Source organism: Acinetobacter piscicola, from assembly GCF_015218165.1.
In the GTDB taxonomy this organism is placed as follows: Bacteria; Pseudomonadota; Gammaproteobacteria; order Pseudomonadales; family Moraxellaceae; genus Acinetobacter; species Acinetobacter piscicola_A.
The window spans coordinates 939,651-960,149 of record NZ_CP048659.1; the positions used below are offsets into that span (position 1 = coordinate 939,651).

At 35.9% G+C, this 20,499-nt stretch carries 25 protein-coding genes and 1 pseudogene; 17 read left to right on the forward strand and 9 right to left on the reverse strand.

What is annotated here, in order from left to right; all coding sequences use genetic code 11:
- Positions 1 to 54 precede the first annotated feature (54 nt).
- Together G0028_RS04520 and G0028_RS04525 are read left to right on the forward strand one after the other, a co-directional pair.
- Positions 55 to 243 (forward strand): hypothetical protein, encoded by a 189-nt coding sequence (locus G0028_RS04520; RefSeq protein WP_218946308.1) that lies wholly within the window; start codon positions 55 to 57, stop codon positions 241 to 243.
- Positions 244 to 406: 163 nt separating this feature from the next.
- Entirely contained in the window at positions 407 to 559 is a 153-nt protein-coding gene (locus tag G0028_RS04525; protein ID WP_180045867.1) for a hypothetical protein, read from the forward strand.
- Between the two features lie 90 nt (positions 560 to 649).
- Here the strand turns inward: G0028_RS04525 and G0028_RS04530 are convergent, their stop codons facing one another.
- Positions 650 to 1,849 carry an NAD(P)/FAD-dependent oxidoreductase gene (locus tag G0028_RS04530; protein WP_180045865.1) on the reverse strand — a complete coding sequence of 400 codons (1,200 nt, stop codon included), beginning with the start codon at positions 1,847 to 1,849 and terminating at the stop codon, positions 650 to 652.
- Positions 1,850 to 2,040: 191 nt separating this feature from the next.
- Between G0028_RS04530 and G0028_RS04535 the strand changes: the two genes are divergently transcribed.
- The 3 genes from G0028_RS04535 to G0028_RS04545 all read left to right on the forward strand — a co-directional run bounded on the left by G0028_RS04535 (position 2,041) and on the right by G0028_RS04545 (position 3,394).
- Positions 2,041 to 2,220 (forward strand): hypothetical protein, encoded by a 180-nt coding sequence (locus G0028_RS04535; RefSeq protein ID WP_180045863.1) that lies wholly within the window; start codon positions 2,041 to 2,043, stop codon positions 2,218 to 2,220.
- Between the two features lie 82 nt (positions 2,221 to 2,302).
- Positions 2,303 to 3,208 carry an IS982 family transposase gene (locus tag G0028_RS04540; RefSeq protein WP_194088734.1) on the forward strand — a complete coding sequence of 302 codons (906 nt, stop codon included), beginning with the start codon at positions 2,303 to 2,305 and terminating at the stop codon, positions 3,206 to 3,208.
- 12 nt (positions 3,209 to 3,220) lie between these two features.
- Complete coding sequence (locus G0028_RS04545) at positions 3,221 to 3,394, forward strand: hypothetical protein (protein ID WP_180047693.1); 174 nt, start codon at positions 3,221 to 3,223, stop codon at positions 3,392 to 3,394.
- A 49-nt stretch (positions 3,395 to 3,443) separates the two neighbouring features.
- Here the strand turns inward: G0028_RS04545 and G0028_RS04550 are convergent, their stop codons facing one another.
- The 4 genes from G0028_RS04550 to G0028_RS04565 all read right to left on the reverse strand — a co-directional run bounded on the left by G0028_RS04550 (position 3,444) and on the right by G0028_RS04565 (position 7,800).
- Positions 3,444 to 4,310 carry a 1-aminocyclopropane-1-carboxylate deaminase/D-cysteine desulfhydrase gene (locus tag G0028_RS04550; protein WP_180047691.1) on the reverse strand — a complete coding sequence of 289 codons (867 nt, stop codon included), beginning with the start codon at positions 4,308 to 4,310 and terminating at the stop codon, positions 3,444 to 3,446.
- Positions 4,311 to 4,392: 82 nt separating this feature from the next.
- Positions 4,393 to 5,514: an HlyD family secretion protein gene (locus G0028_RS04555; RefSeq protein WP_180047689.1), complete on the reverse strand. Its 1,122-nt coding sequence runs from the start codon at positions 5,512 to 5,514 to the stop codon at positions 4,393 to 4,395.
- A 73-nt stretch (positions 5,515 to 5,587) separates the two neighbouring features.
- On the reverse strand, positions 5,588 to 7,240 hold the full coding sequence (locus G0028_RS04560) for an MFS transporter (RefSeq protein WP_180047688.1): 1,653 nt from the start codon (positions 7,238 to 7,240) through the stop codon (positions 5,588 to 5,590).
- A gap of 11 nt (positions 7,241 to 7,251) precedes the next feature.
- The gene (locus G0028_RS04565) at positions 7,252 to 7,800 is read right to left on the reverse strand and encodes a TetR/AcrR family transcriptional regulator (protein ID WP_180047686.1); all 549 of its coding nucleotides are present in this window, start codon (positions 7,798 to 7,800) and stop codon (positions 7,252 to 7,254) included.
- Between the two features lie 220 nt (positions 7,801 to 8,020).
- Between G0028_RS04565 and G0028_RS04570 the strand changes: the two genes are divergently transcribed.
- The 5 genes from G0028_RS04570 (at position 8,021) to G0028_RS04590 (ending at position 11,940) form a co-directional block, all read left to right on the forward strand.
- Positions 8,021 to 8,506 (forward strand): D-Ala-D-Ala carboxypeptidase family metallohydrolase, encoded by a 486-nt coding sequence (locus tag G0028_RS04570; RefSeq protein WP_227554770.1) that lies wholly within the window; start codon positions 8,021 to 8,023, stop codon positions 8,504 to 8,506.
- A 166-nt stretch (positions 8,507 to 8,672) separates the two neighbouring features.
- Positions 8,673 to 9,317 (forward strand): hypothetical protein, encoded by a 645-nt coding sequence (locus G0028_RS04575; RefSeq protein WP_180047685.1) that lies wholly within the window; start codon positions 8,673 to 8,675, stop codon positions 9,315 to 9,317.
- 422 nt (positions 9,318 to 9,739) lie between these two features.
- Entirely contained in the window at positions 9,740 to 10,321 is a 582-nt protein-coding gene (locus tag G0028_RS04580; RefSeq protein WP_174493617.1) for a LysE family translocator, read from the forward strand.
- 19 nt (positions 10,322 to 10,340) lie between these two features.
- Positions 10,341 to 11,039: a hypothetical protein gene (locus G0028_RS04585; protein WP_180047683.1), complete on the forward strand. Its 699-nt coding sequence runs from the start codon at positions 10,341 to 10,343 to the stop codon at positions 11,037 to 11,039.
- Positions 11,040 to 11,430: 391 nt separating this feature from the next.
- Positions 11,431 to 11,940, forward strand: a complete 510-nt coding sequence (locus G0028_RS04590) for a hypothetical protein (protein WP_180047681.1) — start codon at positions 11,431 to 11,433, stop codon at positions 11,938 to 11,940.
- Between the two features lie 86 nt (positions 11,941 to 12,026).
- Here the strand turns inward: G0028_RS04590 and metG are convergent, their stop codons facing one another.
- Positions 12,027 to 14,084, reverse strand: a complete 2,058-nt coding sequence (metG, locus tag G0028_RS04595; protein ID WP_180047679.1) for a methionine--tRNA ligase — start codon at positions 14,082 to 14,084, stop codon at positions 12,027 to 12,029.
- A gap of 164 nt (positions 14,085 to 14,248) precedes the next feature.
- Here metG and G0028_RS04600 point away from each other — a divergent pair, with 164 nt between their 5' ends.
- From G0028_RS04600 to G0028_RS04615, 4 genes are all read left to right on the forward strand, one after another.
- On the forward strand, positions 14,249 to 15,049 hold the full coding sequence (locus G0028_RS04600; protein ID WP_180047677.1) for a hypothetical protein: 801 nt from the start codon (positions 14,249 to 14,251) through the stop codon (positions 15,047 to 15,049).
- 198 nt (positions 15,050 to 15,247) lie between these two features.
- A complete protein-coding gene (locus G0028_RS04605) occupies positions 15,248 to 15,484 on the forward strand; it encodes a hypothetical protein (RefSeq protein WP_194088750.1) in 237 nt (78 codons plus the stop codon).
- 32 nt (positions 15,485 to 15,516) lie between these two features.
- Positions 15,517 to 15,822 carry an IS630 transposase-related protein gene (locus tag G0028_RS04610; protein ID WP_087547287.1) on the forward strand — a complete coding sequence of 102 codons (306 nt, stop codon included), beginning with the start codon at positions 15,517 to 15,519 and terminating at the stop codon, positions 15,820 to 15,822.
- Between the two features lie 47 nt (positions 15,823 to 15,869).
- Positions 15,870 to 16,355, forward strand: coding sequence for a transposase (locus G0028_RS04615; protein WP_227554803.1), 486 nt, complete (start codon positions 15,870 to 15,872; stop codon positions 16,353 to 16,355).
- A gap of 210 nt (positions 16,356 to 16,565) precedes the next feature.
- Here G0028_RS04615 and G0028_RS04620 read toward each other — a convergent pair whose 3' ends face one another.
- Together G0028_RS04620 and G0028_RS21015 are read right to left on the reverse strand one after the other, a co-directional pair.
- The gene (locus G0028_RS04620; protein WP_180046735.1) at positions 16,566 to 16,910 is read right to left on the reverse strand and encodes a hypothetical protein; all 345 of its coding nucleotides are present in this window, start codon (positions 16,908 to 16,910) and stop codon (positions 16,566 to 16,568) included.
- A pseudogene (locus G0028_RS21015) lies at positions 16,903 to 17,127 on the reverse strand (DUF6500 family protein). The gene G0028_RS04620 and the pseudogene G0028_RS21015 overlap by 8 nt, the downstream one beginning before the upstream one ends.
- A 266-nt stretch (positions 17,128 to 17,393) precedes the next feature.
- Here G0028_RS21015 and G0028_RS04625 point away from each other — a divergent pair.
- The 3 genes from G0028_RS04625 to G0028_RS04635 all read left to right on the forward strand — a co-directional run bounded on the left by G0028_RS04625 (position 17,394) and on the right by G0028_RS04635 (position 19,828).
- Positions 17,394 to 17,891: a hypothetical protein gene (locus tag G0028_RS04625; protein WP_180046732.1), complete on the forward strand. Its 498-nt coding sequence runs from the start codon at positions 17,394 to 17,396 to the stop codon at positions 17,889 to 17,891.
- 241 nt (positions 17,892 to 18,132) lie between these two features.
- On the forward strand, positions 18,133 to 19,404 hold the full coding sequence (gene apbC, locus G0028_RS04630; protein WP_180046730.1) for an iron-sulfur cluster carrier protein ApbC: 1,272 nt from the start codon (positions 18,133 to 18,135) through the stop codon (positions 19,402 to 19,404).
- Positions 19,405 to 19,471: 67 nt separating this feature from the next.
- Positions 19,472 to 19,828, forward strand: a complete 357-nt coding sequence (locus G0028_RS04635) for a hypothetical protein (protein WP_180046728.1) — start codon at positions 19,472 to 19,474, stop codon at positions 19,826 to 19,828.
- 3 nt (positions 19,829 to 19,831) lie between these two features.
- Here G0028_RS04635 and G0028_RS04640 read toward each other — a convergent pair whose 3' ends face one another.
- Entirely contained in the window at positions 19,832 to 20,377 is a 546-nt protein-coding gene (locus tag G0028_RS04640; RefSeq protein ID WP_130073899.1) for a DUF2062 domain-containing protein, read from the reverse strand.
- Positions 20,378 to 20,499 lie beyond the last annotated feature (122 nt).

Below are 20,499 nucleotides of genomic sequence, written 5' to 3' on the forward strand. Positions count from 1 at the left end.
GAAGATCGATCAGGATGTTCTGATCGATCTTTTTATTTGAAAAATGAAACATAAATGAGGAGAAATAACGTGTCAAAAAAACAGCCGAATAAATTTATTGCTCCTATTGTGATTGCAGGAATTACAGTGGGGTTTTTAGTCAGTGCTTATAAATTTGTTTTTGCTAAGCCTAAAAAAACGCATACAGCAGAAATCATCCAGCCTGAAGAAACAGATGAAACAGCAAAAGCACCAGAAGAGTGAGAATATTCACAATATTTAAGTGAATATATAGAAAATATTTTGTACAAAATGTAGATAACTTTCTGTTTATTGGATAAATTTAAAGTATTCATATTTATTAAATAAATTGGATTTATATTAATGTGAAGTTTCAATAAAACATGAAATTTAAAAAGGAATTAAAATGAAAATTATTGCTTTTGTACATCATATTTATCAACAGATTTGTAAAGCTGACACAACCGAAAATACAGAATATGTATTGATGAATATTGCAATGCAACGTGTTGCAAACAATCAACAGATCATATTATTCAGAACAGATTATTTGGAGTAATTGTCAGCAGATCTTTTATGAAACTTCACACTTGGGGGATGAAGTTTCATAAGGTCAACATCTAAAAGAGTGCTCTTTATTTATACCATATTACACATATTCTGAAGCTGCATGTGCTGAAGCCCAAGCCCATTGAAAATTAAAGCCACCTAAATGACCTGTTACATCTAAGATTTCACCGATAAAAAACAAGCCCTTTTGCTTTTTACTTTCCATGGTTTTTGAAGAAACTTCTGTGGTGTCGACCCCACCTAAGGTGACTTCGGCAGTACGATAACCTTCTGTCCCTGAGGGTTTAACTTCAAACTGATGTAGTTTCTGGGCAATATTTTCTAGTTTTTCATCACTGAGTTGTCCAATCGCTATCTCTGCAAATTCTGCCCAAATTAAGTTTTGCAGTTCAAGTACGACACTTTTGGGCAATAAGTCAGCCAACAGGGTGCGAAGCAGAACTTTGGGTTGTGCTTGTTTTTTAGCTTTTAAAAATGTGAATAATTCTTCTGAAGGTAAAAAATCGATTTTAAAGCTTTGTCCGACATTCCAATAGTTAGACAGTTGCAATGAACTTGGACCACTGAGTCCACGATGGGTAAATAACAGTGCTTCAGTAAAGCTGTTTAATTCATTCGATAAGGTTGCTTCAACGGCATTCCCACTTAAACGCGTGGTCACTTCTTTAAATTGATCTGAAAAAGTAAAGGGAACTAAGCCTGCACGTGTGGGAAAGATATGATGGCCAAATTGTTGAGCAATTTTATAGCCAATGTCTGAACCACCGAGTGTTGGAATAGACAAGCCACCACTTGCCACCACCACAGATTGTGCTTGGAAGTAGCCGATATTGGTTGCGACTTGGAAATTTTGTTCATCAATGGCATTGACTGCTTTGACTTCACAGCTGGTTTTGATTTCGACCAAACCCGTTTTTTCACATTCATTGAGTAACATGGCTAAAATTTCTTTAGCGCCATTGAGTGTAAAGAGTTGCCCGTGTTTACGTTCTTCATACTCGATGCCATATTCACACACCATTCCAATAAAATCCCAGTTGGTATAACGAGTGAGTGCTGAAATGACGAAATGGGGATTATGCGAAATAAAATTTTCAGGCTCGACATAGAGATTGGTAAAGTTACATTTACCACCGCCAGACATTAGGATTTTTTTACCAATTTTGTTGGCTTTTTCCACGACTAAAACTTTGCGACCTCGTTGTGCGGCTTTGGCTGCAAGCATTAAGCCCGAAGCACCTGCACCAAGGACAACAACATCATAGGCGTTGGAAGACATAAATACACTCAAATCAAAATAGGAAAGCAGCGCATTATAGACAAAATGCGATGAAATTTCAGTGATCACAGGATGAAATAAAAGCCGTAAGTTAAAACAAATTTGCAAATAATATTTTTTTGTACGACAGCTTAAATGAAACTTAAAATGTTTTGTAGTATAAATAGTGTACATAAATATAAGGTAAAATCATGAATTTTTTAACAAAGACAGATGCAGAAATTGCATCTTTAAAACAATATAATCAAATCACATATATTTTGTATCTTGCAGGTTATGTGGTCGGTTTTACATGGCTTATTGCAATTATTATGAACTATGTTAAACGTGATGATATGCGTGGTACATGGCTAGAAAGTCATGTGAATTAACGTGAATTCGGGATAAGAAATTTGATAAAGAATAGGCATTTGAGTCACAATTTAATCACGACAAAAAACTGAATAACCTCAAATGCCTATCGATACACAGCTTACAACACTTTTTTGTTTAATTGATGATTTTTGTGCTGATATTACCAACAATGTTGAACAATATAGGCTTACTTCAGGACAAGCTAAGCGATTGCGCCAAAGTAAAATCAGTGCTTCTGAAGTTCTCACTTTATTATTGTGGTTTCATCTAACAGGGAGTAGAAACTTCAAGGCTTTTTATCTTTATTGGGCTAAGCCTTTTCTTTGCTCTTACTTTCCAAACTTACCTAGCTATAACCGATTCATTGAATTAAAAGCAAAATATGTGATGTATTTTGTCGCTCTTATTGAGAGTTTAAAGGTGCAATCCTCTGGAATTGCTTTTATTGATTCTACCAAATTAGCTGTGTGTCATAATAAACGTATTCAGCAACACCGTGTATTTGTAGACAGCGCAAGTCGGGGGAAAACCTCTGTAGATTGGTTTTATGGTTTCAAAATTCATTTGATTTGCGATCATGTTGGACGCTTAGTTTCTTATTGTATAACAACAGGTAACGTTGATGACCGTAAAGTATTACCAGAATTAATAGAACACTCAAAATTAAAAGGTAAGTTGTTTGGTGATCGTGGCTATATTGGTAAGAATTGGAAGGATCGCCTTGCAGAAGTTGGTGTTCAACTGATTACACGTGTAAAAAGAAATATGAAACCACAAGTTTTAGATCCATTTGATCATGCTGTATTAAAAAAACGTGGAATTATTGAAGCACCATTTAATTTGATGAAAAGTCAATTTGATCTTGAACACACTCGCCATAGATCAAAAATAGGATTATTGACGACAATATTCTCAGCTTTAACCTTATATGCGTTGGTACTTGTGAATGGATATAATTCAGGAATTCAGCAGATTTTAAAACCTATTGAATTAAAATCTGCTTAAGCCGAATTCACGTTGAATTATCAAATCAAAACTTTTTGGATCAGTTTGGTAGGCTATATCGTAGGTGCACTTTTAGCCGTTGTTTTGGTTGGTTTTGTGATTTTATTGGTTGTATTTATTTGGGATGTTTATCGTTTAATCAAAGGTTTGATTGCTTTGAATGATAATAAGCTCGTGCAAAACTAATTCTACGGTCATTTGATTTTTAAGTGGCGATTTGCAATTAAACAGTAGCTTATAAAGATCTACCTTGTAAACCGCCGCTATGAATCACCAAAATTCGACTGTTTTTTGCAAAATAATGTTGACTAATCAAATCAAAAATACCCAAAAGCATTTTTCCTGTATAGATGGGCTCAAGTGGAATCTGATATTTTTTTTGAAAATTTTCAATAAATTGTAAGAGTTCAATGGTCGTCTTGGCATACCCACCACAGCAATAATGATCTAAAATTTTCCAGTTTCTTTTTTCTGTCATCTGTGCCACATCGGTGCTGAGAAAATCTCCTTTTAACGCGGAAAATCCTAAAATTTGTTGTTGTGCTGTACTGGCTTCGATTAAACCTGTGATCGTACCGCCTGTACCCACCGCACAACAAATCACATCGTAAGTATTTAGGTCATCCGCAGATAATATTTCAGTACAACCTTGGATGGCAAAAGCGTTTGTTCCACCTTCAGGAATGATATAACTGTTTGGATATTGGGTTTCAAGTGCATTTAAATAAGCGGCACTGTCTTTTAAACGATAGTCTTTACGTGACACAAAGTGAAGTTGCATACCCAATTTTTGTGCTGTCGCAAGCGTATGGTTGAGTGGCTGAGTGGCAAGTTCCTCACCACGAATGATGCCTATACTTTGAAAGCCAAAGCGATTTGCAGCATAAGCCGTAGCCGCAATATGATTGGAAAATGCACCACCAAAAGTGATCAGTGAGGTTTTGCCTTGTTGTTGGGCTGCTAAAAAGTTGTATTTCAGTTTAAAAAATTTATTGCCTGAAATTTGCGGATGAATCTGATCAAGCCGCCGAATGGTCAGTTGAATAGGTGCATCAACAAAAATCTGCTGATCTGTAATACCTTGGGCAATATCATCAAACATGTACAGTGATCATCAAAACAATTTAAGCCTATTGTAACCATTAAAAACCTTAGGCTTTAAAAAGATATTCTGACATACCATGCTAAGAGTTTGTATCGACACTTGTGACCACTGACATTCCTGGACGTAAATGCTCTAAACCTTTTTGATTGGCATCAATCGCGATACGCACAGAAATTCGTTGTACCACTTTGGTAAAGTTACCTGTTGTATTATCTGCTTTAAGCACACTAAATTCTGAGCCTGCGGCAGGTGATATTTCTTCAACTTTTCCTGTGAATTTTTGATGATTCATTGCATCAACAGTAAATGTTGCAGTTTGACCAATTTTCATTTTGGCAATTTGGGTTTCTTTAAAGTTTGCAGTCACCCATCTTTGTTGTGGAATCAGATACATCAGTTGTGTACCTGCGGCAACATATTGTCCAACCCGAGGATTGACTTCACCTAATTGTCCATCCATGGGTGCACGAATTACACTATAGTCTTTGGTGGTCACGGCTTGGTCGAGTTGTGCTTTGGCATTGGTCACTTGAGCAGCTAAACCAGTTTCAGAAACTTGTGCTGTTTTGAGGGCTTGCTGTGTCACTAGCACATTGGCTTGAGCTTGTTGAAGTAAGGCTAAATTATTTTTTGCATCTGCGGCGGCTTTGTCTTGTTCAGACTTTGAAGCGGCACCACTATTGCCGAGTTGTTGATAGCGTTGCTGTTGTGCGATTGAGAGTTCATAAGCTGCGCGCGCTTGTTCAACTTTGGCTTGTGCTGCCACAATATCTGCTTTGCGTTGTTCGATAGTTTGGGTTTGATTGGATAGATTATTTTGTGCTTGATCTACACCTGATTTTGCTTGTGTGACTTTTTGATCATAGGTTGTAGTGTCAATGTGCATCAGTATTTGACCTTGTTTAACATGATCAAAATCGGTGACAAGGACATCTTTAACATAGCCATTAATTTGTGAGGATAAAACCGTGGTTTTACCTTTGACATAACTATTTTCGGTGGACTCAATAGCACTTTGAAATGGACCAATTTTCCAAGCATACATGATCAAAGCAATGCCCATTAACAGGACAATGAACATGAAAAATAACGTACGTTTGGCGGTGGGAATCAATTTACTCGATGGCACAGCTTGTGGTGCTGTCGGTGTCGTCTCTTTTTCTGTGGTCGTGCTTTGTTCACTTTTTTGATCTTGGCTCATGGTTATACTCATTCATTCAATCTATTCAATCTGCTGAAAATTGGATCTGCTCCATCTAAGTTGGCAAGTAAAGCTAACTGCTATTATTGAGTACTTGCTGTTTTTTATTTTGATAATACGTTCGTGCAATATTAAGGCTACCCCAAATCAGCAATAAAATTGCAAAGATTCCATTTAAAGCAATCACATCGTTATAGGCACGTACTTGTGCTTCACGACTAATAATTTGGTCTAAATTTCGTTGTGCTTGAACATCTTCTAACTTTGGATCTAACGTATATTGACTGGCATTTTTTTCATACAAAGCCAAACGTTGTGCAACCACAGGATCGGTTTGAGATAAATCACTCATCAATTCTACTTTATAATTTTGAGTGCGATATTGTTGATATGTTGAAAAAAATGAGTTGCCCACTAAGCCACCAAAACTTTGTGTTGCAGAAAACAACACAATAAAAGTGACCATGTGCGAAGGACCTTTTTGCAGTGCATTGACTATACCTGTTAATAACAAAGGTCCAATAAATAAGCCACTGGCAAAACCCATGAGAAATTGGCTTAAATAAAAATTTTCAGGACGGACATCACTGGTCAGATGATAATCTAAAGCACAAGCAATCAGTACCAAAGACACTGCAAATAGCAGATGCCACACAATCCGCTCACGTTTAAAAGTCAAAGCGCTGAAAATAGTACCAGAAGCAATCGCAAGCAAGATCACAATATATAACGATACAAATTGATCAGGTCCCATACCCATCGCTTTAAGAAAATTCACCGCTGCATAGCTTTGCTCAGACATTAAAAAACGGATTGCAAATGCACCTAAAATAAAGCGCAATGTAGAGGATGTCCCTAGCCAACGTGTGATGATCAGGGGATTGACCCGAAAGTGCTCATAGGTCAGTCCAATCATTAACAAGGTAAAACCTAGGATCAGTACATAACCTAACCATTTTGCTTCAAACCACCACACGATAGGACCTTGTGTGAGCACAATACAAATAAGAGCGAAAGCAGGTGCAAGCAAGGCAAAAGTGAAAAAATCTTGTTTTTCAAAGACAGCAATACGCAAGCTACGAGGGAGTTTGAGTGAAACTACCATCGCCAAACAACATAGTGCCAAGCCTAGTTCAAAGGTATAAAAAATTGACCAATCATTGACATCCACAATATACGGGGAAATGATCCATGCAATCGGTATACCTAACTGTTGAAACCCTAAAGCTAAATACAGCCCACGACCAAAATTGGCACGTTTAAAAGCTTGCATAATGTAATACATGCCTAATGAACTTAAGGGTGCGGCAACTAATCCACTGATTACACGAACAAAGACAGCCATTTCAAAGGTGTGTACAAAAATATGCAACACTAAGGCACAGATGAACAGTACGAGTCCAACTTCTGAAAAAAGTCTTAACCCATATTGTTGTCTCGCCTTGAATAAAACCAAGTTTGAGCTGATATTTGCCATGACATAGGCAGCAGGAATCCATGCTGCTTGTGTCGGTGTAAGTGAGTATTCACCTTGAATTAAGGGTAAATTGGCTGTAATAAAACCATTACTTAAGCTACCCATCAGCGCAACAAATAAACCAATAAAGAAGTATAAAAACTTTTTTGGCATTGAATGCGCAATTGCAGCTGGAGAACCCGGTAAAGTAGGGCGTTCTTCAGGCGTCCAATCAGGTGCTGGTTCAAGTAAACGAGGTGTACGATCCATGGGATGCTAACTCAGGCTTTAATACCGCTGATTAACAATTCAACAGCACGGGTAGCGAGTTTGATTTGTTCATCATCAGTTAAGCCTTGAAAAGATGCTCGTAATATCGCTGTTGCTAAACCATAATCTTTAGGTGTTAAATCAGCACGACACACCCCATGTTTGATTGCACAATCAATGAGAGGTTGTAAGATCTCATCACGCTTTTTATAAAGGTCGACTAAGACAGGGTCTTGCCGTTCGATGACTCGCCAATATTCCATTAAAGCCGTTAAATAGGGCAAGTTATGCACATGATTTTGAATCAATAAAATAAAACCATCAGGACGATCAGCAAATTGTGCTGCACGTTCTTCTAAGCGCAGCAAAGCTTGTTCCATCAAGGCGATGACTAATGCTCTACGGTCTGCAAAATTACGATAAAACGTTGCACGTCCAACATTTGCTTCATCCATGATCATTTGTAGTGGCGCACGAATACCATGTTTTCTAAAAATAGTCAGGGCTGCATCAAGTAAGATTTCTCGATTTTGAGCGGCTTGTTGTTGGCGGTTAAGCATAATTGGACGATGACACAAAAAGTTTAGCTGTATTTAACGGACATTTTTGTCCGTTGTAAATAAAAGGCTCTGTACTTTTTTGTAAATGAAAATATGTTTTTATATCAAAACTATCTAAAATATTTGAGCTAATCTATTGATTTAAAATAACTAGAGTATTCATATTGTGAGCAAAATCAGAATAAAAAATTTTATCCGAAGCAGTTTTATTCTAAGCAGTATGCTTTTACTAAGTAGCTGTTCAAAACAGCCCAATTTGGAACAGCAAAATAGTCAAAAAAAACAAGAAAACTCAGCATTAAATGCACAATATCAGGCCTGGAAATCAAAACAAGACCCAAACGCTTTAAAACAATATCAGCTCTTTTTTGCTGGTTTTATGAAAGCACCACCTCCATTGATGGAGTTAGTGACCAATCGAAACTTTGTACCAAAAAGTTGTGAGCATGTACGCTTTAGTATTCCACCCAAAAAATATTGGAATAATCTCAAATCAAGTTTAATACTATTAGAAAAATTACATCAAAATGAATATTTTAAAACCTATACGATTACAGCGACTTATCGAAATCCTGAATTAAATCGCTGTGTCGCAGGTGCTAAAAAAAGTAAACATCTACAAAATTTTGCAGTGGATTTTCATATCTTAAATCCTAAAGAAACACACAAAGCCGACAGTCAAAAAATTGCAAAAAAAATTATGTGATTTTTGGCGCAAAGAAGGGAAGCGATATAAAATGGGATTTGGCGTATATGGCAATAACCGTTTTCATATCGATACCCAATCCTATCGGACGGGGGGAAAAGATTACACTGTAAAATCATCGCCGTGTTTAAATAATTAAGCTCATTCACAATAAGGAAAATATACGATGCAGTGGCACTATAAAACACTTGTGGTCATGGTGATTTTGATGAATAGTCATGTGGTTTTAGCAAAGAATCAAATTAAACCGATTGCCTATGAAGCAGATCCTCAAGCACAGGTTTTAGGGCAGGCAGGTCAAATCAAAATCCAACGAGAATTTTGCAATACGGAGGGTTATAACTGTGACTATGTTTTATATGATGCTCAAGGTCATCGTGAAGTTTTAATCGAAGATTGGTCGAGAACAGCCAATGTGTATCAGTTTAGTCCAACGTTAATGGGTTTTTTATTGGGTGCAACGGGTTCAGGACATATTTTAACGGTGATTAATGCACAGAACCAACGGAAAGACTATGCAGATTTTCAAGCGATTAATGATGCTCAAAGCTGTATGGTAAGTTACGAAACAGGCTTAAAAAATATGCCTCATTCGTTGGTATTTTATAGTGTGCCTGATTTTAGAGTACGTTTAGTCTTAAATAATAAAGTACCACAATTTAAAAAATTCAGTACATTATCAAATGTAAATTTTGAGACGAATGGTGATTTTAGATTTGAATATACTTATACGATGGATCATGAATTGGCAATTCAAAATGTAGTTGTGCAAAATCCTTGTGCTGCAAATTATAGAATTGTGATGGATTAACAAATTTCATTTTGTATAAAATTGAAACAATTTAGTAATCTTTATTTGCTGTATTTTTAATCAAAGCTGCTATGCTGCATGGATAAGAAAATGACAGGGGATATGTCATGAAAAGAATATCGATCACATTCAGTTTATTATTCACTTTTATTTTAGTCGGTTGTAGCGCACAAGAATCTACAGCTCAGAAAATGCAGGAACAATCTCGTACTATGATCATCGGGGGGTACCTGTGCATGACAAAGATTATCGTTTGCTTGCCCAAAATTAATTTTTCAGATTGATTTTGAAAATTTATAGAGGGAAGAAAATATAAATAAGTTCGTTATTTCTTTTTAGTATCGGTTAAAATAGCTCAAAATTTAATTTAGGTAGATTTCGTGGAATCTTTGATTGTTTTAGGCTCGATTACCTTAGCACTGATGTTGGGTGCAATAAGTCCGGGTCCTACATTTATTTATGTAGCAAAAAACTCGATTGCGATTTCACGTAAGCATGGTCTTTTTACTGCTTTAGGTACGGGTACAGGCGCAGCGATTTTTGGCTTGTTGGCAGTCATGGGTTTACAGGCAATTTTACTTGCTGTGCCATCTGCATATTTGGCTTTAAAAATCTGTGGTGGTCTGTATTTGCTTTATTTAGCTTATAAAATTATTAAACATGCCAAAGAGCCGATGGAACAGGCAGATGGTGTAACTGCTGTAATGAGTTATCAACAAGCGTATCGTTTAGGTTTGATTACGCAGATGAGTAATCCGAAAATTGCGATTGTTTTAGCCAGTATTTTTACTGCACTTTTACCGAAAGAGATTCCAAGTTATTTTTATGTAGTTTTACCAATGCTATGCTTCTTTATTGATGCAGGTTGGTATTCACTCGTTGCAGTTGCTTTGTCTGCCGAAAAGCCGCGTCGTGTGTATTTGAAGTTTAAGAAAGTGTTTGACCGTGTTGCAGGTGGGGTGATGACGGTGCTTGGCTTGAAATTAATTTTTGGGATGAAGTAATCCATCCATAAGGCTAGCAATGAATCAGAATAAAATTGAATTACTTGCCTCGGCAAATTGGACACGAACCAAATGGGACTTAAGCTGGCAATCAATTATTGAATTGTCTGAGCTTTTACCGATAGTAGGTGAAAGCTATGAAATTGTTTTACTTGAATCTGAGGGAGAGAATACAAGCAATGGCATTTATGATTTACTTTGGTTACCACCTCATTCTGAACTCAATGGTCTAGATGATCGACCAACAGAGGTATTGAAAGCGCATGTGATCAAAGCTGAACTGGTTGAAGGGGAATGGTTTAGAAATGAATATGGGTATTTAATTGGGAAAAAATTTAGGGCGAAAATAATTTCAGTTCATCGAATAATTGAAATTTTATCTCAGCTTCATGTATCTAATGATAAGCGCTTAGAAGGTTATTTTAATCTAGATAGATCTAAAATTTCTTATTATGAATGGGATGATTATTTGTATTTGACACAAAGTGCCGAATATGTGAAAGATGAGTTTTTATTTGTGAAGAATAGAGAGGGATATTCTCTCATTTTTATGAATAATTCGGTGAGTTATAGCTATCAATGTGAAGTGTGCAAAGTAGAATTAACGCCTCTACAGAATATTTTTATACAAAATTTATTAAAAATGGGTGAAAAACTGAGGCCGATTTCACAAATATCAGTTGCTGATAAGCAAGTACAAGGTGCATTGTATTATTAACAATCAAATAGAATTAAAAGAATTAATTGATGTCTTAATCTTCAGAGATGCTGAAAATTAGAGGTATATTGGTTGACTTTTATAAATGACAATTATTGTAACTTTGGATTTTGATCATTTTGGTAGTGAGTGGAATAGTCAAAATTTTTAGATGTTTGAGAGTGATTTGAGCCTCTGATATTTTAATAATCATCAAGATATTCATGATTGAAGTTCCATTTTTTAGTTATCTTTAAAAAATGGATTATTAGACTTATTTTTAAGGCTTTTTGATGCAAAATATGTATTTAAATTAATTAATGAAGATATGAAATGCATTTTTATAAAAATATATTAAATTAAAATATTTATTTTATAATATAAGTGTTTAATTTTATTTTAAAAGTCAATTATGTCTAATTTTAAATTCTTATTTATATTGTTCATCTTAGGATGTTCACCTTCTATTTTTGCACAAAATTTTGCTGAAAGCACGAAAATGGTTAGTTATGAATCTAAACGTGATGGTACAACATCATTGGTTGAATTCTTATATTATTATCATGATGTACATGAAAGTATCTTAGAATTAAAATTATTACAGCCAATATCACCCGCAAAAATAGCAGGAAATATCGTGGTTGCAAAATTACATAACGCCGAGTCAGATGATGAGAATGAATGGTTGCCTATTTTAAATAAGTTGGCAATTTATAATCCTCAAGCAGTTATACCTAAAGAAGAAATGCAGTATGAAAAGCAATGTTATTATAAAGGTAAAGCAAATATAGAACTTATTGAGCTTAAAATTTTTGAAAATCATTATGATGCTGATGTTGATAATGCCTCTATTAGTACAGGATCTGATATCGAGTTAGTTGAAAAAACCACTTTTAAATGTGATGGAAATATTAATTTATAATTCTCTATAAAATATGAATAATGAAATTTCATGTTTCATAAAAAAGCCCCTACATTGTAGAGGCTTTTTATCTAAGATTTAAAACCTTAAGACACTTTATCGCCTGCTTTAGCACCAGTTTCAGGTGAAATCACCCAAACACCTTCGCCATTACCTGCAGCTAAAACCATACCGTTTGAAATCCCAAAACGCATCTTACGAGGTGCAAGGTTTGCCACCATCACCACCAATTTGCCTTTTAAGTCTTCAGGTTGGTAGAACTCACGAATACCGCTAAATACATTACGTGGTTCAGCTTCACCGACATTTAACGTGAGTTGAAGCAACTTGTCAGAACCTTCAACCGTAGCAGCGTCTAAAACTTCCGCTACACGTAGGTCAACTTTCATAAAGTCGTCGATACCGATAATTTCAGCTTCACCCACTTTAGGCTCAGCTTTCTTCTCTTTGGCTTTCTCTTTTTTCTTTTCAGCTTTTGGCGCTTCAGCAGGTGCACCTAAAGATTCTTTAGATGCATCCACCATGGCTGCAACTGCTTTCGGGTCAACACGTTGCATTAATGGTTGGAACTGTGCAATTTCATGATCAACCAAAATGCTTTGAGCTGAAGCAAAGTCGAAAGATTCAAGTTTTAAGAAGTCTTGAACTTGTGCTGCAAGTGTCGGTAACACAGGTGCAAGGTAAACCGCCAATTGACGAAACAAGTTAATACCGACAGAACAAACGTCATGAACTTGTTGCTCTTCGCCTTCAATCTTCGCAAGTGCCCACGGTTTTTTCTCATCAATATACTGATTGGCACGGTCTGCAAGTGCCATGATTTCACGGATTGCAGTCGAAAATTCACGCGCTTCATAGGCTTTAGCAATCGATGTCCCTGCATCAATAAAGCTTTGTACCAACTCAGGCTCTGCACAAGTCGCAGATAATTTATTGTCAAATTTAGTATTGATGAATTTTGCACAACGGCTGGCGATGTTTACCACTTTACCAACCAAGTCAGAATTTACTTTTTGAACGAAATCATCAAGATTTAAATCAGAATCTTCCACTTTATCTGACAAACGCGATGCGAAGTAATAACGTAAATATTCAGGGTTTAAATGCTGTAAATAGGTTTCCGCTTTGATGAACGTACCACGAGATTTCGACATTTTTTGACCATTGACAGTCAAGAAGCCATTCACAAACAAGCTTGTCGGGGTGCGGTAGTTGGCACCTTCTAGCATTGCAGGCCAGAACAATGCATGGAAGTAAACGATGTCTTTACCAATAAAGTGATACACCTCATTTTGTGAGTCTTTTTTCCAATAATCATCAAAACTTAAGTCAGGACGTTTGGTTTTGATGTAGTTTTCAAAGCTCGACATATAGCCAATCGGGGCATCCACCCAAACATAGAAATATTTATTTGGTGCATCAGGAATTTCAAAACCAAAATATGGTGCATCACGTGAAATATCCCAGTCTGACAAACCTGCTTCAAACCATTCATCTAATTTGTTGGCAATGGACACAGGTAAGCGATTTTCATCACGTGTCCATTTTTGCAAATATTCTGAGAAATTTGGCAGTTTAAAGAAGTAATGATCAGATGATTTTTCTACAGGCGTTGCACCGCTCAAGGTTGAGCGAGGGTTTAATAATTCTGTTGCGTTATATGTTGTACCACAAACTTCACACGAGTCGCCGTATTGATCTTCTGCTTTACATTTTGGACAAGTCCCTTTAATAAAACGGTCAGATAAGAACATTTGTTTTTCAGGGTCAAACAACTGTGTCACAGGACGAATTGCAATATTGCCTGCTTCACGGTTTTTGATATAAATCTCAGAAGAACGTGCTTTATTTTCGTCACTGTTGGTTGAATCATAATGGTCGAAATGTACGCCGAAGCCATCAAAGTCACGGATATGTTCTTTTTGCACATTGGCAATTTGCGCTTCAGGTGTAATCCCATTCGCTTCTGCACGCAGCATGATGGCTGTTCCATGTGCATCATCCGCGCAGACATAAGTCACGTTATGACCCATTGCACGCATGGCACGAACCCAGATATCTGCTTGGATGTAACCGAGTAAATGACCCATATGAATAGGACCATTTGCGTATGGAAGGGCGTTAGTGACTAAAATATTTCGCACGGATATAACTCTCTTTCTCAAAGTTAATGCAAGGGCATTGATTTTAGCGTAATTGCTAGCAAGATGCACAACAGAATAGGTGAAATGTTTTTTAAATCACTTTTTTGTCTTATGAATACATTATGATATTGAGTCTTGCCTGATTTCGGAAAAGTGCTAAGACCATGATTTATGATGACGATTTTGATTTTGACCAACCTGTCACCCGTATTCCACAAAATAAAGGCAGCCAGCAACAACTTGGAAAACAGATCTTAAAAGAAGCACAGTTCTATCTTGAAGAGATTGCAGAAGATGAACATGGCTATTTACAGAAATGCTTACATCAATTCGCGAAGCAAGAGCCTTATTTTGCTGTACTTGCAGACGAATTAAATCAGGAGTTGGATGCGAAGGTCGCCAATGATGCATTGTATTTACTCTATTTTTGGCAGGATATTCATCGCGTTGAAGATTTAAAAAGCTTTAATCTTTTAGAAGTGGTCAATACCGAGCATTTTCAAACTGAATTTTTTCAAGTATTCGATCGCTTAGAAATCGGTGACAATAAAGCATTACGCAAAAATGTGATTCAAGAAGCATTTAAATTGTACGAACTGGGTTTTTATGCAGGTTGTGCGCCAATATTGTATGCACAATTGGAAGGATTATTGACAGATCTTCTGATTCAGCATGGTTATTTAAAACAGCAAGACAGTAAATTTGTCGATGTCTATAAAATTGTCCCAGGCTTAAAAGGTCATGAAATTAAGAGCTTGTGGCATAAAGCCAAAATTGCGCATGAGCTAAACCCGTATTTCTCAGAACTTGCTGCCTATAAAATGGATACCAGTTCTATAGTCACAGCAACACGGCATAATATTTTACATGGGACTGATTTAAATCATTTTAATCAAGGGCGTTGTTTTGTCTTGTTTATTTGGTTGTTTGGTGCAATCAGTTTTATGGGGGCAGTTAAATCTTAAGCAAATTCACTTAAATTTCACATTTCTCTCATATAAATCACAATTTAATCAGGCAGAATAAGACCAAGTTCAAAAAGGATCATAAAAATGAGATCTTGGTCATTATTATTTTCGGCATTTTTCGCCAGTATCGTGTCGGTATTTAGTCTTGTGATCCCTTTTTGTTTGTTTTTAAACTTTTACCATGGCGATTTATTTGTGGCTGCTTCAGCGCGTAGTGCACAACGGGGTATAGAAGTTATGCTCTATCTCACGCCTTTTTTAATGATCATGGCATTTTTTAGTTTTTGCTTGCTGTTTAGATGTTTAAAAACGCCACATAAAATATTTGAAATACAACGTTTTTTTAAAGTTATTCGTTACTTTACTCCACTTTGGCTGAGTCTGATTTTCTTGTTTCAATTGCTTGATGGCAGAACGGCTGAAATTATATAGCCAAATCCTAAAAACTATAGAACAATAGAGATATGGGATATTCAAAAGATTTTAAAGACAAAGTCATAGAAATTATGATTCGAGATGAAATGTCTGTGCGAAAAGCAGCACAGCATTTTAACATCTGTATACAAACGATTCAGAACTGGAAAAAGTCCACTACAAACAAACCTATTCCTGGCCGTCCAGCTAAAATTAGCAGAGAGCAAATATTGAAGGATGTTGAACAATATCCTGATGATTATCAGTATGAGCGAGCTGAACGTTTAGGAGTAAGCACTCATGCGGTATTTAATGCATTACATGCCGCAGGAATATCGCGTAAAAAAAGACGTTAAAGCATCCTAAAGCAGATCAAAATCAACGTCAGCAATTTCAAAATCTCATAGAGTGTTTAGAAGGGAAATTGCCTCTGATTTACATAGATGAAAGTGGTTTTCAAAGTGAAAGTACCAGAACTCATAGTTATAGCCTTCAAGGAACACGTGCTGAAGGTGAATTTAACTGGCAGTTGAAGAATTGCAGTAATGCGATCGGTGCAATTATCGAAAATAGATTGTTGACAGTTGGTGTGTTTAATTGTTCTGTGAATACAGAAGTATTTGAATGTTGGATTGAACAGGATTTATTACCTAAGTTGAAAGAAAGCAGTGTTTTGATTATGGACAATGCGACCTTTCACAAAGGGAAAAGACTTCAGGAGTTGATACGTTGTGCAGGCCATTACATTGTGTGGCTTCCTAAATATAGTCCAGATTTAAATCCAATAGAAAATATGTGGTCACGAGTCAAGGCGATTCGAACTAAGTTTAGAGTTAAAGATATTGATAAATTATTTAAAGATTACTGTAATGATTTATTTGGTATTTAGCTATAGAAAGCCTAATTTTCGCGGTCATCAGTCTGAGTATTTTTGCTGTACCCTTGTTGATTGGTATTTGGAGTGGAAATTATATCTATTTGAAAATATTAAATAAAAAATGGGTGTTTAAACCTGCTTTGCCATTGTTCCGAAAATATAAACGATTACAGTTTCCACCACTATAAAAATGACAAATAACCTCTTATTTCACATTGCATTTTATTGAAATTGACCTTGTTCAATAGTTTGAATCAGTATTGAAACTTGCTGTTTCAGTATATTTATTTTTCTAAAATTTTTAATGAATAATGGTTTTTCCCAGTCCATATTTTTAATCACGACTATACGAAAAAAACCTTTTCGAGTGCCAAAAGGGTTATACCAACCGACATCGATGATCAAATCTTTTTGAGGAAATTCAATTTGTAATAAATCCTCAGATAATTCATAGAAGGATTGTGAGTTTAACTGATAAGCATCACTGAGCCATGAAAGGGTATCGTATGTCACAATGGCTGAATGCAACTCAATTCCCCACCAATGGTTTTCTAGAAGTTTATTCATCCATTTTATTCTCAATCAAAAGCTTCATTTTGATGGCTTTTTCAAAAATGATCTAATTTGTGGGTTTGAATCCACCAGGTTACGACTTGCATTAAAGTTTTAGGATCATCATTTTTATTAGCAAAAACGCATAAAAGGACAGTTCGACATTTTCACCTTTTTTGGCAATTTTTTCGTTGCAAATGGCAATCATCTTACGAATCATTTCGGGTGTCATGAGCTATTCCATCATGATCATATAGAATTTAGCATCTTATCTTAAAATTGAAAAAGTTCAGCGCAATAAATGATTCGTCAATGATTGAAAAATAGATTATAAATAATAGAGTAGCAAAAAGTTACATACGTAACATTGCGTATGGTATTTATTGCAAATTGCTGTGTAATAATTCATCACTGTAAAAAACAGTGTATAACTAAATCATTGATAAGCATTGTTAAGCTTAAAATTTACAGCATACCGATACTTCAGAGGATAATGACATGACAATTGAAAAAAAAGTGAATGATTTAAAAGAAAAAGCATCTGAGTTAAAAGATGATCTTAAGTTGAAAGCAGATGAGGCAAAATTTGCAGGTGAAAAAGCAGTTGATGATGTCAAGTATGAAGCAAAGTCAGTGCAACTTGCAGGTGAAGAAAAACTAAATGATTTAAAACATGATCTTAAACAAGAGAGTGCAGAACAGTCAGATGCTGCACATTCACAGTTAGAGGATGCTAAAGCCAAATGGAGTGATGCACAGCAGCAGGCACAGGAAAAATTAGAGCATTTGAAAACTGAAGCATCACATAAGTTTGAAGAGGCTAAACTTAAAGCCAATGAACTGAAGCAAGAAGCATCGGTCAAGTTTGATGAACTCAAAGCACAAGCGACAACGAAATTTGACGAATTAAAAAAAGCTGCAACTGAAAAAATTAATTCATTCAAAAAAGAGGATTCGGCAAAAGTGGATGAGCAAGATAAAGATCAACAAGTTTAATGTGAAATTTGCTGAAGCGATTTAAAAAATGCACTTTATTGAGATGAATGAAGTGCATTTTTAAAGACTAAGAATCTAATTTTTATTCATTTTTGATGATGAAAATGAAACTAAAACCAACCAAATGACTAAGATTTATAAGTACATTCAAAAAGCTTGATACAACTTCACTTAACCTAAGCTTCATTTACAGATAGACTATAGGTGTTTTAGGTGCATTTTCACTTTTTGGAGCAAATATATGTCGTGGCTTTCTTCTTTAAAATCGGTTTTTTCTCCTGCACAAGAGGTGAAAGAGGAAGAAATCCAACATGTGCTTCAAAATTATATTTTGCCAAACTCAAAAAATGCCTTAAAAGATCGTATTACACAGGTCAATGTACAAGGGCAAGTTTTACAAATTACGATTAATACTTTTCCTGAGGAAGCTGAACATTTACAAAAAATTCATGATGATTTGGCTGATGCTTTGGAAAAATGTGGTATTCAAGAATTGAATATGCATGTGATCCAACAAAAAATTCAACATGATCATAAACACGGTCATAGCTGTTCAAGTGATCAACATGGCAAAGAAGGTCATAGCTGTTCTTCTAAACCACAAACTCAGAATCAAAGCCAAAAGTTACCGCCTGTCGTTGATGCTTCAGCACCGCAGCCACAAACTGAAATTGATCCCAATAATCCGCCTATCCAAAAAGCCGCACCCCAACAACGTGATGTACCTAAGCATCCACGGATTCAAAATGTCATCTTGGTGTCTTCAGGTAAAGGTGGTGTAGGTAAATCGACAACGACTGTAAATTTAGCTTTGGCTTTACAAAAATTAGGACTAAAAGTCGGTGTGCTCGATGCAGACATCTATGGACCGAGTATTCCTACTATGCTTGGAAATTCGGGGCAAACCCCAATGATTGAAGCTGAAAATTTTGTCCCGCTTGAAGCTTATGGCATGGCAGTGCTTTCTATTGGGCATTTGATTGGTAAAGAAAATACACCTGTCGCTTGGCGTGGACCAAAAGCAACAGGCGCTTTAATGCAGCTCTTTAATCAAACATTATGGCCTGACTTAGATGTGCTGATGATTGATATGCCACCAGGTACAGGGGATATCCAATTAACGATGGCGCAGCGTATACCAGTGACAGGAGCAGTGATTGTAACAACACCGCAAAACGTTGCATTAATGGATGCGGTAAAAGGCATTGAATTATTTAATAAAGCACAAATTCCAGTGATAGGTGTAGTCGAAAATATGTCTACACATATTTGTTCGAACTGTGGTCATGAAGAGCAAATTTTTGGTACAGGTGGCGGCGATCAACTTGCGCAACAATATGATATTCCACTGCTTGGACGTTTACCTTTAAATGTGCAAATTCGTGAAAATGTAGATGCAGGTAAGCCTTCTGTGGTGGTTGGAGATGATGCTGCACCTCACTATATTGCGATAGCAGAAAAAATTGCCCAATCACTGACTAAAGTCGAAAAAGACCCACAAAGAATTTTCTGATATTGTCATCCTACGCCTTGCTCTTTGTCATGGCGTAGGCCAATGATGAACTGTATGGGATCAGATGATGAAAAATTTAAATTTACTCAATAATAAAGTATTTATGAGCCTTGCCAATACAGCGAATGGTGATGTGAATGGTGCAACACGGTTTTATTACACACAAAAAGGTAAAGTTATTACCGCAAAATATGAGGGTGGTGTGGTACAAATTGGCTCAATTATCGGGCAAATGCTGTCTGATGATCGCTTTGAAATTTGTTATCAACATTTAACAGTTTCGGGTGAATTACGTACAGGAAAGTGTCAAACCAAAATAGAATTATTAGAAAACGATGTCATCAAACTGGTTGAAAATTGGCAATGGTTAAATGGTGATTTATCCAGAGGATATTCTGAATTGATTGAAGTAGTCTTGAATTAAAAATTAGTCTAATTTTAAATGTCGATTTTGCCATTTGCGCACGACACTCCAACGCCAATAAATACGTGTACCGAGAAAAAATAAAATCGCAAACAATAAAGCTTCAAAAAATAAACCTGTGGCTAAGATTTTAGCTAGACTAAAATCAATATGCCCATGACCAAAGTTTTGAATCCAATGAATAATTTGATGAAATACACCTAGAAGCATGTCTTGATTGATCATTTTCACTTGATAAATTTTTGCACCAATCCAAAAGGCAAAAATGAGAATAGGAACAACCGTGAATGGGTTCATAATCCAAGCCAAGAGTAAGGCAATAGGCAAATTCGCCTCAAACATTAAGACTGTTAAAATAATTAAAGCACTATGTAAGGGAATTGGCAGGATACCCCAAAATGTACCAATAAACATGGCATTGGAAATAGAGCGACGATTCACATACCAAAGCTGAGGGTTCAATGTATGTTGACCGAAAATTTTCATAATTTTCAGATGATTGACTTTTTCTGGGGAAGGAAGCCATGATTTGAAGAAATTTTTCGCCATAATCATTAAACGTAAATCGTAAGAGGTTATTGTGCATGATTGTTTATAAAAACAATAGGAAAATGTTATTTCTCTAAAAATATGAATAAATCATAATAAGCTCAGCTGAAAAATGGCTTAAA

Excerpts from the sequence above, each read along its gene's own strand:
- G0028_RS04640 (WP_130073899.1), bottom strand. The coding sequence starts at position 20,377 with ATGGCGAAAAATTTCTTCAAATCATGGCTTCCTTCCCCAGAAAAAGTC.
- G0028_RS04560 (WP_180047688.1), bottom strand. The coding sequence starts at position 7,240 with ATGGATCGTACACCTCGTTTACTTGAACCAGCACCTGATTGGACGCCT.
- G0028_RS04535 (WP_180045863.1), top strand. The coding sequence starts at position 2,041 with ATGAATTTTTTAACAAAGACAGATGCAGAAATTGCATCTTTAAAACAA.
- G0028_RS04520 (WP_218946308.1), top strand. The coding sequence starts at position 55 with ATGAGGAGAAATAACGTGTCAAAAAAACAGCCGAATAAATTTATTGCT.
- G0028_RS04525 (WP_180045867.1), top strand. The coding sequence starts at position 407 with ATGAAAATTATTGCTTTTGTACATCATATTTATCAACAGATTTGTAAA.
- G0028_RS04590 (WP_180047681.1), top strand. The coding sequence starts at position 11,431 with ATGTCTAATTTTAAATTCTTATTTATATTGTTCATCTTAGGATGTTCA.
- G0028_RS04550 (WP_180047691.1), bottom strand. The coding sequence starts at position 4,310 with ATGTTTGATGATATTGCCCAAGGTATTACAGATCAGCAGATTTTTGTT.
- G0028_RS04625 (WP_180046732.1), top strand. The coding sequence starts at position 17,394 with ATGACAATTGAAAAAAAAGTGAATGATTTAAAAGAAAAAGCATCTGAG.
- G0028_RS04575 (WP_180047685.1), top strand. The coding sequence starts at position 8,673 with ATGCAGTGGCACTATAAAACACTTGTGGTCATGGTGATTTTGATGAAT.
- G0028_RS04600 (WP_180047677.1), top strand. The coding sequence starts at position 14,249 with ATGATTTATGATGACGATTTTGATTTTGACCAACCTGTCACCCGTATT.
- G0028_RS04530 (WP_180045865.1), bottom strand. The coding sequence starts at position 1,849 with ATGTCTTCCAACGCCTATGATGTTGTTGTCCTTGGTGCAGGTGCTTCG.
- G0028_RS04565 (WP_180047686.1), bottom strand. The coding sequence starts at position 7,800 with ATGCTTAACCGCCAACAACAAGCCGCTCAAAATCGAGAAATCTTACTT.
- G0028_RS04610 (WP_087547287.1), top strand. The coding sequence starts at position 15,517 with ATGGGATATTCAAAAGATTTTAAAGACAAAGTCATAGAAATTATGATT.
- apbC (WP_180046730.1), top strand. The coding sequence starts at position 18,133 with ATGTCGTGGCTTTCTTCTTTAAAATCGGTTTTTTCTCCTGCACAAGAG.
- G0028_RS04540 (WP_194088734.1), top strand. The coding sequence starts at position 2,303 with ATGCCTATCGATACACAGCTTACAACACTTTTTTGTTTAATTGATGAT.
- G0028_RS04620 (WP_180046735.1), bottom strand. The coding sequence starts at position 16,910 with ATGAATAAACTTCTAGAAAACCATTGGTGGGGAATTGAGTTGCATTCA.
- G0028_RS04585 (WP_180047683.1), top strand. The coding sequence starts at position 10,341 with ATGAATCAGAATAAAATTGAATTACTTGCCTCGGCAAATTGGACACGA.
- G0028_RS04555 (WP_180047689.1), bottom strand. The coding sequence starts at position 5,514 with ATGAGCCAAGATCAAAAAAGTGAACAAAGCACGACCACAGAAAAAGAG.
- G0028_RS04635 (WP_180046728.1), top strand. The coding sequence starts at position 19,472 with ATGAAAAATTTAAATTTACTCAATAATAAAGTATTTATGAGCCTTGCC.
- G0028_RS04570 (WP_227554770.1), top strand. The coding sequence starts at position 8,021 with ATGCTTTTACTAAGTAGCTGTTCAAAACAGCCCAATTTGGAACAGCAA.
- G0028_RS04580 (WP_174493617.1), top strand. The coding sequence starts at position 9,740 with ATGTTGGGTGCAATAAGTCCGGGTCCTACATTTATTTATGTAGCAAAA.